The following is an 11,696-nucleotide window of genomic DNA, read 5'->3' as shown; positions in this document are numbered from 1 at the left end:
CGCCATGAACGAGCAGATCACCACGCAACGCAGGGAAGTTTCCGGACAGACGATCGGCGAACTGATCAATCTGTCGGGCCGTCAGCGGATGCTGTCGCAACGCATCGTGCTGCATGTGCTGCTCGCGTCGCATGGCGATAGGGCAGCGCTTGCCGTCGTGCGCGATTGCCTCGCGACGTTTGCGTCGACGCATCGTGTGCTCGTGCACGGTGACGAGCGTCTGCCCGGCGTGTTTTCGGAGGGGTTGCAGCAGCTCTACTACGGCACGCGCAAGGCTGACGAGCGCGTGCAGCGCTTCATCGCGCTTACGGATGAAACGCTCGCGCGCGTCGAAGCGGATGACGATGCGGATGACGGCGTGGCGCGCGAATACGTCGATGCCCTCGTCGCGCAGGCGACGCCACTGCTCGAACTGCTACAGGAGATCACGCTCGCGTATCAGAACGAGATGCGCGGCATCGAAGCGGCAACGCAGCGCCGTCAGTCTGCCATTGCAGAACAGCTGTCGAGCATTTCGATGCAGGCGAACATCGTCGCACTGAACGCACGCATTTCGGCGGCACGCGCAGGCTCGTACGGACGTGAGTTCGCCGTCATCACGCAAGTGCTCGCCGACATCATCAAGGAGATGGACGCGCTCATTTACAGCGTCGTCGACGGGAATGCCGATGAGCCGGCTTCAAGGCGCGATGCATCGCATGGCACGTCGCAACTGTCTTCGCGTTCTCGCGTCAACACGCGCAGTCCCCAACGCATTTGCACCTAGTTGTTTGCCCGACCCCCGCACCAGCCCTGCTTTCGTTCAATGAGAGAGACCGATGAAAAACCTGTTGAATTCGCTTGCGAGCGGTAACTGGCGCGCGCTGCTCGCGTGCTTCCTTTACTTCGATACCGGCTTCACCGTCTGGGTCATGTTCGGGCCGCTGGCGCCGTTCATCAACAAGAGTATCGCGATGTCGCCCGCGGAACTGGGCTTTCTCGTCGCGGTGCCCGTGCTCGGCGCGGCAATCCTGCGCGTGACGCTTGGCAATCTCTATCAGGCTTGCGACGGTCGACGCGTGGCGCTGATGGGCGTCGCGCTGTCAGCGATTCCTTCGATCGTGCTGCTGCTGATGCCAGGCGCGCCGTCATACACGCTGCTGCTGATTCTCGGCGTGTTTCTCGGCGTCGGCGGGGCGAGCTTCGCGGTCGCGTTGCCGATGGCAGGCAGCAACTATCCGCCGAAAGTGCAAGGCCTGGTGCTCGGCCTCGCGGCCGCGGGCAACATCGGCGCGGTGCTGGACGGCTTCATGTTCCCGGCGCTTGCCGATCATTTCGGCTGGGCGAAGGCTGCGGGCGCCGCGCTGCCGCTGCTGGGCCTCGCTGCCGTCGCGCTGTTCTTCTGGGCCAGGGATCTCGGGCAGAAAACGGGCAGCGGCGCACAGGCGCTGCGCAGCTTCATCGTGACGCTCGCGGGTCTCGTTGCGCTCGTCGTCGCCGTGCATGCGGGCGTGTTCGGCGCGGGCAAGACGGGTGTGCTGCTGCTGCCCGTGCTCGGCGCGCTGCTCGCGATTGCCGTGCTGCCGAAGCACTATCGCAGCGTGCTCGTCGAAGGCGACACGTGGGTCGTGATGCTGGTCTACAGCATTACGTTCGGCGGCTTTGTCGGCATGTCCTCGTATGTGACGACACTGCTGATCTCGCTGTATCAGATGCCGCGTCTCGAAGCCGGACTCTTCATGTCGCTGCTCGCGTGTATCGGTGCGCTTGTGCGTCCCATCGGCGGGCTGGTCGCGGATCGCATTTCGGGTGTGCGTGCGCTGGTGATTCTGCTCGCGGCGATCTCGCTGTGCGACTTCCTGTTCGCTGCATGGATGCCGCCCGTTTCCGCTGGCATCGCCTTGCTGATCGCGATGTATGTGTGCTTCGGTCTCGGCAACGGCGCGACGTTCCAGCTCGTGCCGCAGCGCTGGAAGGGCAAGACGGGCCTGATGTCGGGCATCGTCGGCGCGGCGGGCGGTATTGGCGGGTTCTATCTGCCCGTGATCATGGGCATCGCGAAGGAAGGCACGGGCAGCTATCAGATGGGCTTCGCGACGTTCGGCGTGCTGTCGGCGCTCGCGTTCGGTCTGGTCGTGCTGCATCGCGCGCGCTGGCTCGAGTGGGCGCTGCCGAAGGAAAGTGCGGTGGTGATCGAGCCGATCCGCGCGGGCATCAGCGTGGATAGCGGAGCTTGACGTCCCCGGTTGTGCGCGTTGTCGATAATCGCCAGCACCTCGCGTGCTGGCGATTTTTTTTCTGGGGCGTGCGGATAAGTGGCGTGGATGTCATCCACCCCACGGTAATGTGTCGCGCAGATGCCCATCATCATCAATTTTCCGATGAAATCGCGCAGCATGTGTGCGACAGACAACACACACGCATGTGGGCGCCGTGCGAAAACTCCTATATTGCACTCACTGCGGCCCACGACGAAAGGACTGGGCGAACCGCTTGCCAGCGGGTTTGGATCGCGAGTTCCGCCGACTCGATCGTTTGCATCAACTTCGATCCTGAGCATGTGGATGGCGTTACACATAACGGCTTGGGGTTCTGGCATGTCTGCTGAAATGAGATCCATCCAACGGTTCCCGACACCTTGCACCCGTTGCGGTGGCATCCTCTATCACCACGTAGCGTACTGTCCGTACTGCGGCGTGAGCGAACCGATCGGCAGCGCCCAGCGCAAGCGCGCGGAGGCGCCGTTGCGAGCCGTCGTGAAGGAAGCGCCGCTTCCGGCCGTTGCCGCCAACGACGCGGACGAACCGCCTTCGCCCGAGATCATCTGGTCGGAGCTGGCGGCTGCGCCGGCGACTGCGGGGAAACGGGTCGTGCAATGGCCGTTGCGGCGCATCGTGACGGCCGGCGTGGTCGCGCTGGCCCTGATGCTTACGCTTGGTGGTGTCGCGTACCTGCGCTTCAGTGCGAGTCACCGCGACGCTAACGTTGTCGAGCCGATGACAGCAGGCGTGAATCGCGCGCACACATCGTTGGCATCGGGCGTACCGCCTGACGCCGATGCTCAACCGTCGCGCGCGGGCGCCTATGCGCCTGCACCGAATACGCCCGTTGCAGCGAACCCCGGCTCTGCCTCCGCGCAGTACGGCAAGGGCGTGGCTGCGGCGCTGAGCGATGCGCGCGCAAGTCTCGCCCAAAAGAATCTGACGGCGGCAAGGGCGGCAATTTCGGGAGTTCTCTCAGTTGCGCCTCGCGATGCGGAAGCGCTGCGACTGCAAGGCGATATCTCGGACCGTGAGAGCGAGCGTGACGTGGCGTTGCGTGTGGCTGCGGGCTGTGCGAACGACGCGCTGTGGACTTGCGTGGTCAAACAGGCGAACGTGGCGCTGGCCATCGATTCCAGCAGCAAGGATGCACAGATTCTGCTCGAGCGCGCAATCGTATCGACGGGCTGGAGGCCGCTTTCAACCCACGCAGTGGCGGCAGCGCCCAAGCCTGTGCGGCGCGATCCGCCGCGCCCCGTCGCGAAGAGCGCGCCGGCCATACCGACACTCCCGGCTCTCCCAACTCTCCCGCCGCCCTTGCCGCCAGGCACCCCGGTGGATAACGCAGCAGCCGGGAACGGTTAGCGTGCAACCTGCCGTTCCGCGCGAACGGCCTGTCGTCCTTCAATCGTCCGTGCAACGGGAATACATAAACGGCCGGGTCAGATATCCCAGTCCCACTGCTGCGCCCGTTGCTGCTCGGCCGCCAGGCGCCGGCTCGCTTCCTGTGAAATGACCACGTGGCTCGATGCCTCGATCGGCATGAGAACCGCTTTCTCGATACGCGGACTCGACTCGCGCCTGGACCGGTCTTCTTTCACGTAGTCCGAGAAAGGCTGGAACTGGCGGACGGCATGGATGGCGTTGGTCATGGCGCAATACCTGAATCGGCAGGATAGACATATCGCCGTGATGCGACGATGTTCCGGGCAGTCTATTGGCGCGATGCCAGACAGGCTGTACGCCGTCGCACAGAAGCCGATGAAGCGTTTTGCGGCGTCGAGCTATCGCTGCGGCAGCTCGTTCGAGACTTCATGGTCGCGCGGCAAAGACTCGTCGGTTGCGCGCGGAAGTGTTTCGCTGTTTCTCGCCTGATCCATCTCGCTGCGATGGTGACGTGAGTTCTTATGCTTGCGCACGCTATTGCTCAGTTCCGAAATGATTTCCGACGCGGCGTGAATGATCTGATTGAAATTGAACCCGGCATTGGTCATCTCACGGTAAAACGACTTCGCGAGAATTCTGGCGATCTGATTGGTGTTCTGGGCCGACCCTGCGATGATCTCCTTGACCGTCTTTTCCGAAGAGTGAGTCAGCGCCACCTGAGTAAAGCGTGACTTCATCAGATGCTGCATCTGGTTCGCCTGAATCGCCTTGACAATCAGCGGGGCGAGATTGTCGAGCAGCCGCAGATCTTCTACTCCGAAGTAGGGTTTATCGAACGGATGATGCGCGTGGACGATTCCGATCGTCTTGCCCCGCAACACCAACATGGAGAACATACTGCTTCTCACGTGATCGGATTCCGTTTCCGCCGGACTAGTGACGACGAGAGCGCCGACGCCTTCGGAACCCATAGCGTAGGGGGCGCACGGTTCGCATCGGCGCACGCTCACCATGTCGTAGCGGGAAATGGCGGGGTGGCCGAATTCCGCACGCTGACGAGGACGGATCTCGGCGATCTGTCGCTCGCTGAGCAGATGAATGCTGCATCGGCTCGCGCTGAGTATTTTGGCCACCATGGAAGACAGCTCGGCAAGCAACGCTTCCGGGCTGCTGCCGGTCTCGATGTCGCTGACGCAATCGCCAGCCTTCACCTTGTCTGAATGATGCATCGCTCTTCTCCAAGGTTCCAGGCGGACCGGCAAGGGTGAAAGCCGAAATGTGGAAAACGCTTTCGCGCTCCATTGATTTCCGATCTCAGTGACTCGTGATCGATGCTATCCGCTGCAATTCGATGTGCGTGTTCGTCATCGCACAGTATGCGCTACAGCAAGACGCTTCCTGATCGGGCGCACGTTTTTTCCTTCGCGGCGCCCGAAAGGGGCGGATTCGGGATTACCCTGGATACGCAAAGGGTATCGCAGCGCGCCGCCGGACAACCCGGTCGTGGTATGGTCGCTTCCTCGCTGCGCTGACTAAATGCTTGATTCCTAAGGACGCGCCGACGCCGCAGTCCGGCCTTGCCGTTGTGTTTCGCATCCCGCGGGGCCCCATCAACGCGCAACGCGCTCCCTTCTTGAATTTGTAATTCCCCGTCCATATAATTAGCACTCACCGCACGAGAGTGCTAACAACTTCGCCGGTTGGCGTCGCCAGCTGGCATATCTCAGCGTTCTTCAGTCCCAATCAAGAGAGGATCTATCCATGAACCTTCGTCCTTTGCATGATCGCGTGATCGTCAAGCGTCTGGATCAGGAAACCAAGACCGCATCGGGCATCGTGATTCCCGACGCAGCCGCAGAAAAGCCGGATCAAGGCGAAGTGCTGGCTGTCGGCCCGGGCAAGCGTGACGACAAGGGCGCTCCCATTGCGCTCGACGTGAAGGTCGGCGACCGCGTCCTGTTCGGCAAGTACGCAGGCCAGACCGTCAAGGTCGACGGCAACGAACTGCTGGTGATGCGCGAAGAAGACATCATGGCCGTTGTCAACAAGTAAGCACTTGTTACCGGTTCATTCTCACGAATTCAAGGAGTTAGAAGATGGCAGCTAAAGACGTCGTGTTCGGCGATTCCGCCCGTGCCAAGATGGTTGAAGGCGTGAACATTCTCGCCAACGCAGTGAAGGTTACGCTCGGTCCGAAGGGCCGTAACGTTGTGCTCGAGCGCAGCTTCGGCGGCCCGACGGTCACCAAGGACGGTGTGTCGGTCGCGAAGGAAATCGAGCTGAAGGACAAGCTCCAGAACATGGGCGCGCAAATGGTCAAGGAAGTCGCTTCCAAGACCAGCGACAACGCCGGCGACGGCACGACGACGGCAACGGTTCTGGCCCAGTCGATCGTTCGCGAAGGCATGAAGTACGTCGCATCGGGCATGAACCCGATGGACCTGAAGCGCGGCATCGACAAGGCCGTCGCAGCAGCAATCGAAGAGCTGCGCAAGATCAGCAAGCCCTGCACGACCAACAAGGAAATCGCTCAGGTCGGCGCGATCTCGGCGAACAGCGACACGTCGATCGGCGATCGCATCGCTGAAGCGATGGACAAGGTCGGCAAGGAAGGCGTCATCACCGTCGAAGACGGCAAGTCGCTGCAAGACGAGCTGGACGTCGTCGAAGGTATGCAATTCGACCGCGGCTACCTGTCGCCGTACTTCATCAACAACCCGGATAAGCAAGTCGCCGTTCTGGACAACCCGTTCGTGCTGCTGCACGACAAGAAGGTGTCGAACATCCGTGATCTGCTGCCGGTTCTCGAGCAGGTCGCCAAGGCTGGCCGTCCGCTGCTGATCATCGCTGAAGACGTCGAAGGCGAAGCGCTGGCTACGCTGGTCGTCAACAACATCCGCGGCATCCTGAAGACGGTTGCTGTGAAGGCTCCGGGCTTCGGCGACCGCCGCAAGGCAATGCTGGAAGACATCGCGATCCTGACGGGTGGCCAGGTCATCGCCGAAGAAACCGGCCTGACGCTGGAAAAGGCGACGCTGCAGGAACTGGGTCAAGCCAAGCGTATCGAAGTGGGCAAGGAAAACACGACGATCATCGACGGCGCTGGCGAAGCAGCAAACATCGAAGCGCGCGTCAAGCAAGTGCGCACGCAGATCGAAGAAGCAACGTCGGACTACGACCGTGAAAAGCTGCAAGAGCGCGTGGCCAAGCTGGCGGGCGGCGTTGCAGTGATCAAGGTCGGTGCTGCGACCGAAGTCGAAATGAAGGAAAAGAAGGCACGTGTCGAAGACGCACTGCACGCAACGCGCGCAGCTGTGGAAGAAGGCATCGTGGCTGGCGGCGGCGTCGCGCTGATCCGTGCACGCAGCGCAATCAGCGGCGTGAAGGGCGACAACGCTGACCAGGACGCAGGTATCAAGATCGTTCTGCGCGCAATGGAAGAGCCGCTGCGCCAGATCGTCACGAACGGCGGCGAAGAAGCCAGCGTCGTGGTGGCAGCAGTTGCTGGCGGCACGGGCAACTACGGCTACAACGCAGCAACGGGCGAGTACGGTGACCTGGTGGAAGCCGGTGTCGTCGACCCGACCAAGGTGACGCGTACGGCACTGCAGAACGCAGCTTCGGTTGCTGGCCTGCTGCTGACGACGGACGCTGCTGTCTGCGAACTGCCGAAGGAAGATGCACCGATGCCTGGCGGCATGCCCGGCGGCATGGGTGGCATGGGCATGGACATGTAATTTCCGGGTAACCGGATTGCATGGGGGAGGCGCGCTGCGAAGCGTGCTTCCCGTGCCAAAAAAAGAAAAACCCGCAGCGATGCGGGTTTTTCTTTTGGTGCTCTGGTTGTAGCAAGCGATTGAGCTAGTGCACGACGGCTTCAGCGTCGCAGCACCAGAAAGCGTTCCCGCAAATATTCGAGCACACACGATACGCTGGCTGCTTCTGTCAGCGTCGCCGTATCGACGAGCAGTTCGGGATTCTCCGGTGGTTCGTACGGCGCGGTCACACCCGTGAACGATTCGATGATGCCTGCTTGCGCCTTCGCATAGAGCCCTTTGGGGTCGCGTTTCGCGCAATCGTTTGCTGAAGCGGCTACATAAGTCTCGACAAAGCTGTCATTGCCGATGATGGCGCACGCCATCTCCCGGTCTTCGCGCATCGGCGAAATCAGCGCGGCAATCACGATCAGCCCGGCGTCGTTCATCAGTCGCGCGACGTGCGCGACGCGGCGAATGTTCTCCCGGCGATCTTCCTTCGAAAAGCCGAGGTCGCTCGTCAAACCGTGACGGATGTTGTCGCCATCGAGCACATAACACGCGTGCCCCATCGACATCAGTTCGCGCTCCAGATGAAACGCGATGGTTGACTTCCCCGCGCCCGACAAACCCGTGAGCCACACGGTGACGGGCATGTGGCCGAGCAGCGCCGCGCGGTCGCGGTCTGTGATCGCGCCATTGAAGCGTTGGACATGAGGCCGTATGCGTTCGACGGGCGCGCGGTTTTCCGGCTCATCGCGAGCCTGGCGACTGTTGGGCACGCTGCTTTGAACGCAGCGTGCACGCGCATCGGGAGCGCCAGCAGCAGCGCTGGGGCGGAGGTGTTCCAATTCGGTTATCCGTTTGTTTCCGCCGTAGAAACCGGCAGTCTGCCGTTGGCTTCGTCCAATATCGCGCGGGTGCGTTGCGGTAAAAACGCGCGGCGCAGGCATCTGACGAGGTATCAACCGGACAGCAGGGAGGGGAACATTACAGTTCGTAATTATACTATTTAAGCGTTGCCCGTGCTGTAACAGTCGATTACGGCGGTAACGTTTCGCTTGCGAGTTACCCCTTGACTAAAGGGGGGTCTTCGGTTCCGGTCCATCAACCGCGCAAACTAATGCCGTGCCTCGCCCGGCGATGCATCCGTCCCGCCTGACAGCGGCACTTCGTCATCGCTGCTTCTCGCCCAGAAGAAACGATCGGGAAGATAAGCGCCCATACCGGGACGGAAGGCGGCCTGCGTCGCCTGGAAGAGATACTCCTGCGCTTCGCGCACGGCTTCGGCCGGTTCCTGACCGTTGGCCAGCAGCGCGGCAATCGCGGCGCCGAGTGTGTCGGTGATGCCCATGATCCGCTGCTGCGTGCGGTCCCACATGTCTTGCCGCAACTGGCCGTCTTCGCTGAACAGGGTATTCACGAGCCGGTGCGTGCCCGTTTCCGTCGAAAGGATGTATTCACAACCCTGCGACAGCAGATGGGAAATCGCGGCATCCAGCGACGGGGCTTCCGCGTCGCCGTCCGGTTGCGCGAGCGCAAGCAGGGCAGCCGTGTCCGCAACCAGCAATGTGGTTTGCGGCGCGAGCAGGTCGGCGATCGCTTCGCGCAGTTCGTCGGCGGCGAGCACGTGCTCGTCGTCGAGCGTGAAGTCGGGCGCCAGGATGAGGGGGATGTCGTCGTAATCGGCGACCACTTCGGCGATCGCGCTGACCACTTCGGCACGCGTCGCTGCGCCGACCTTGAAGGCGGCGATCGGCATGTCTTCCAGCAGCATCCGCGCTTGCGTCGCGACGACCTCCGGGTCGAGCCCGGTGACTTCGTCGCAGCTCGCCGAGTCGCGCACCGTGTAGCCCGTCAGCACGGAAACGCCGTGGCAGCCCATGCTGGCAAGCGTCATCAGGTCGGCTTGCAGCCCGGCGCCGCCCGTCGGGTCGGACAGGCCGAAGGTGAGTACGATCGGAGGGGTGTCGCTGGCCATGAAGTTGTGATGGGGTCGTTGAGCGAAACATTCGCAGGCCGTTCGGCGCGCACACGCGTCCGCGCGGCCTGCACAGACGGCTCAATTATGCGGCCATATACGATTGCGGGGCATTTTTTCGCATCTGTCGGCGCGGCGCGTCACGCATTACGCCGCAAAATGTCGCGTCCCGTCGCTCGCGCCCCGCATCCGCTAGGCATGAGGGCGGCAACACGGTACCATCATGGCTCCCGTTTCCACGGACTTTTCGACGCGACTCAAGAATGGAATATAAGAGCTGGATGTGCCTGATCTGCGGCTGGATCTACGATGAAGAAGCCGGTCTGCCAGAGGAAGGAATCGCGCCGGGCACGCGCTGGGAAGACGTTCCCATCAATTGGACCTGTCCCGAGTGCGGCGCGCGCAAGGAAGACTTCGAGATGGTACAGATCTGATCGATTCGCCTTGACGGTGGCGGGCTGTATCTGAGCCGCCACGCAAGACAGGTCGATTCCAAATGAATCGATTCGCGCGGGATGGAACATCCGGGCACACGCGATGTCGCAGGTAAAACCGTCATGGGGCTTTCCTTGCGGTCGATCGCGTTTCAGTTCTTAGTCCGGCAGGTGTCGTTTCGTGAGCGTGGCGCGGATGCCGCCGTGAGCGGCCGTACTGCAGTCCGCGCGTTGTGTTGGCGGCGCCATTTCGGAGCCGCGCAGTCGATGGCCCGGCAATTGCACTACTTTCGCCGTACCGGCATTTCCGGTGGCGCAGTATCGATGCCGCCTGACAGTGCCGACGTTCCCGAAGCCCGCTCATGACTCTTCGATCCGCATCGCCCGCTACGCTCGACGCTCTACCCAATCCCCGCGGCGGCTCGGTCCGCCCCGCGGAGCAGGCCATTGCCGACGCGCTCGACGCGTTCGAGCAGCGCCGCGACATGAACGGCCAACTGCTTGTAGCCGGACGCGCGTTGCGCGAGGCGGGCTGGATCGCCGCACAACGTTTCACCGACGCGCTGCTGCTCGTTTCGCCGATGGCCTCGAGCGGCCTGCCCGACGAAGCGCCCGCGCGCGCTGCGTTTGGCGGTGCGCTGCGGGCGTTCAGCAAGGCGCTCGAGCGGCGCAACCTGCGCGAGCTCAGCTGCTCGCCTTCGCTTTTCGAACACTATCGCGCACTCAGCACGCATATCGCGGAGCACACACCTGGCTACAGCGTGGCCTTCGAAGACATCGCGCTGGCCGGTCGGCCGATTCCGCCCGTTTCGTTGCGTTCGCAATCGGCGGCGCGGCTCGAGCCGTTGCGCGAGCGCTTTGAACGCGCGTTGCTCCCCGTGCTGCGTTCAAGGGGGCTGGTGAGCACGGGCGCTGTCGCGGGCCTCGTCAATGCCGCGCTCGACGATCTCGACGCCTGCCTTGTCGATCTATCCGGCCCCGATCCGTATGACTTCTGGCGGCTGGCGCTAGCGTGCATGCGCTCGATGCGCGCGAACGGCCACACGGTCGAAGACGCGGAGACAAGGCGTTTCTATGCCCGCTGTAACATGGCGCTCGCCGACGAACAGCGCGGCATTCCCCTCGCGCCGCGTTCGCTGGTGCGTGCGACGCTTGCTTTGCTGTGGCGCGACTATGCGCTATTCGGCGCGGCTGCCGAAGATACCGAGCATGTCGAACTGCTGCGCGACTATGGCTTGACGGTAGACTGGCATATCGCCGGCACGCAGGCATCCGAAGCGCTGTGGGAGGCGGGCGCGCATCAGGCGGAGACGCTCGCGGCGCACGTCGGCAAGTCGCGCGAACTCGGCATGCTGACCGTCAATGCCAACGCGTACGAAGACTTTTTGCAAACCGCCGATGCCGCGATCTCCGCGCTCACCGATCACGCGCGCGCCGCTGACAATCCGCAGAAGGCGGACCCCAGCGCCGCGTTGCAGGCGGGCGACGCCGCGTATCGTCTCGGTGCGGCGGCGTCGGCGCTTGGCCTCGGCCATGTGGCGCTGCTCGCGGATGCGCTGGGACTCGCGTGGCGCCGTCGCGCGCACGCCGGCGTGTCGACGCCTGCCGTGCGGGCCCACGTGGTGGTCGATGCGCCCGACGCGCGTTCGCTCGAGGCCGCCGCCGAGGCGTTGCGCGCGATGCTGCACAAGGTCGCTGCGGGTGTCGCGCCGCAGTCGGCTGCAAACGTCCTGCCTGCGCTGACCCGAGCCATCGAGCAGGGCCGCGCATAAAAAAACGGGCACGGGCGAACCCGGCCCGCATCGCATCGGGACGGTCATTCGTCCTATGCCATCCGCCGCGCGATAGTGCCCTCGCATCGCTCCCGGCAAGGTGGAGGCGCATGATAGAGTGCAGTTTC

The 11,696-nt window shown here is 62.9% G+C and carries 12 protein-coding genes; 8 read left to right on the top strand and 4 right to left on the bottom strand.

Annotation, left to right across the window (positions count from 1 at the left end; genetic code table 11):
* Positions 1-4 precede the first annotated feature (4 nt).
* The 3 genes from BPHY_RS11880 (at position 5) to BPHY_RS11870 (ending at position 3,605) form a co-directional block, all read left to right on the top strand.
* A complete protein-coding gene (locus BPHY_RS11880) occupies positions 5-766 on the top strand; it encodes a methyl-accepting chemotaxis protein (protein WP_041764002.1) in 762 nt (253 codons plus the stop codon).
* Between the two features lie 52 nt (positions 767-818).
* Entirely contained in the window at positions 819-2,216 is a 1,398-nt protein-coding gene (locus BPHY_RS11875) for an MFS transporter (RefSeq protein ID WP_012401717.1), read from the top strand.
* A 459-nt stretch (positions 2,217-2,675) separates the two neighbouring features.
* Complete coding sequence (locus BPHY_RS11870) at positions 2,676-3,605, top strand: hypothetical protein (RefSeq protein ID WP_052306079.1); 930 nt, start codon at positions 2,676-2,678, stop codon at positions 3,603-3,605.
* 77 nt (positions 3,606-3,682) lie between these two features.
* Here BPHY_RS11870 and BPHY_RS11865 read toward each other — a convergent pair whose 3' ends face one another.
* Positions 3,683-3,892 (bottom strand): hypothetical protein, encoded by a 210-nt coding sequence (locus tag BPHY_RS11865; protein WP_041763575.1) that lies wholly within the window; start codon positions 3,890-3,892, stop codon positions 3,683-3,685.
* A 132-nt stretch (positions 3,893-4,024) separates the two neighbouring features.
* Complete coding sequence (locus BPHY_RS38645; RefSeq protein ID WP_012401715.1) at positions 4,025-4,855, bottom strand: GAF domain-containing protein; 831 nt, start codon at positions 4,853-4,855, stop codon at positions 4,025-4,027.
* A gap of 532 nt (positions 4,856-5,387) precedes the next feature.
* Here BPHY_RS38645 and groES point away from each other — a divergent pair.
* Positions 5,388-5,678, top strand: a complete 291-nt coding sequence (groES, locus tag BPHY_RS11855; protein WP_012401714.1) for a co-chaperone GroES — start codon at positions 5,388-5,390, stop codon at positions 5,676-5,678.
* Between the two features lie 44 nt (positions 5,679-5,722).
* Positions 5,723-7,363 carry a chaperonin GroEL gene (groL, locus tag BPHY_RS11850; RefSeq protein ID WP_012401713.1) on the top strand — a complete coding sequence of 547 codons (1,641 nt, stop codon included), beginning with the start codon at positions 5,723-5,725 and terminating at the stop codon, positions 7,361-7,363.
* Between the two features lie 140 nt (positions 7,364-7,503).
* Here groL and cysC read toward each other — a convergent pair whose 3' ends face one another.
* Positions 7,504-8,106 carry an adenylyl-sulfate kinase gene (gene cysC, locus BPHY_RS11845; protein ID WP_041763996.1) on the bottom strand — a complete coding sequence of 201 codons (603 nt, stop codon included), beginning with the start codon at positions 8,104-8,106 and terminating at the stop codon, positions 7,504-7,506.
* A 395-nt stretch (positions 8,107-8,501) separates the two neighbouring features.
* Positions 8,502-9,362, bottom strand: coding sequence for a hydroxymethylpyrimidine/phosphomethylpyrimidine kinase (locus BPHY_RS11840; RefSeq protein ID WP_012401711.1), 861 nt, complete (start codon positions 9,360-9,362; stop codon positions 8,502-8,504).
* A gap of 263 nt (positions 9,363-9,625) precedes the next feature.
* Here BPHY_RS11840 and BPHY_RS11835 point away from each other — a divergent pair, with 263 nt between their 5' ends.
* The 3 genes from BPHY_RS11835 (at position 9,626) to BPHY_RS11830 (ending at position 11,568) form a co-directional block, all read left to right on the top strand.
* A complete protein-coding gene (locus tag BPHY_RS11835; RefSeq protein ID WP_004186709.1) occupies positions 9,626-9,796 on the top strand; it encodes a rubredoxin in 171 nt (56 codons plus the stop codon).
* An 81-nt stretch (positions 9,797-9,877) separates the two neighbouring features.
* Positions 9,878-10,162: a hypothetical protein gene (locus BPHY_RS41710; RefSeq protein ID WP_012401710.1), complete on the top strand. Its 285-nt coding sequence runs from the start codon at positions 9,878-9,880 to the stop codon at positions 10,160-10,162.
* Positions 10,159-11,568 (top strand): hypothetical protein, encoded by a 1,410-nt coding sequence (locus tag BPHY_RS11830; protein WP_012401709.1) that lies wholly within the window; start codon positions 10,159-10,161, stop codon positions 11,566-11,568. The genes BPHY_RS41710 and BPHY_RS11830 overlap by 4 nt, the downstream gene beginning before the upstream one ends.
* Positions 11,569-11,696: the final 128 nt, after the last annotated feature.

Origin of the sequence: Paraburkholderia phymatum STM815 (genome assembly GCF_000020045.1) — a bacterium.
In the GTDB taxonomy this organism is placed as follows: Bacteria; Pseudomonadota; Gammaproteobacteria; order Burkholderiales; family Burkholderiaceae; genus Paraburkholderia; species Paraburkholderia phymatum.
The sequence above is the reverse complement of the archived record's forward strand: the minus strand, read 5'-3'. Positions and strand labels throughout refer to the sequence as shown.

What these genes read in the sequence shown, in the direction of transcription:
- BPHY_RS11880 (WP_041764002.1), top strand. Translation starts at nt 5, where the DNA reads ATGAACGAGCAGATCACCACGCAACGCAGGGAAGTTTCCGGACAGACG.
- BPHY_RS11875 (WP_012401717.1), top strand. Translation starts at nt 819, where the DNA reads ATGAAAAACCTGTTGAATTCGCTTGCGAGCGGTAACTGGCGCGCGCTG.
- BPHY_RS11865 (WP_041763575.1), bottom strand. Translation starts at nt 3,892, where the DNA reads ATGACCAACGCCATCCATGCCGTCCGCCAGTTCCAGCCTTTCTCGGAC.
- BPHY_RS38645 (WP_012401715.1), bottom strand. Translation starts at nt 4,855, where the DNA reads ATGCATCATTCAGACAAGGTGAAGGCTGGCGATTGCGTCAGCGACATC.
- groES (WP_012401714.1), top strand. Translation starts at nt 5,388, where the DNA reads ATGAACCTTCGTCCTTTGCATGATCGCGTGATCGTCAAGCGTCTGGAT.
- groL (WP_012401713.1), top strand. Translation starts at nt 5,723, where the DNA reads ATGGCAGCTAAAGACGTCGTGTTCGGCGATTCCGCCCGTGCCAAGATG.
- BPHY_RS11840 (WP_012401711.1), bottom strand. Translation starts at nt 9,362, where the DNA reads ATGGCCAGCGACACCCCTCCGATCGTACTCACCTTCGGCCTGTCCGAC.
- BPHY_RS11835 (WP_004186709.1), top strand. Translation starts at nt 9,626, where the DNA reads ATGGAATATAAGAGCTGGATGTGCCTGATCTGCGGCTGGATCTACGAT.
- BPHY_RS41710 (WP_012401710.1), top strand. Translation starts at nt 9,878, where the DNA reads ATGGAACATCCGGGCACACGCGATGTCGCAGGTAAAACCGTCATGGGG.
- BPHY_RS11830 (WP_012401709.1), top strand. Translation starts at nt 10,159, where the DNA reads ATGACTCTTCGATCCGCATCGCCCGCTACGCTCGACGCTCTACCCAAT.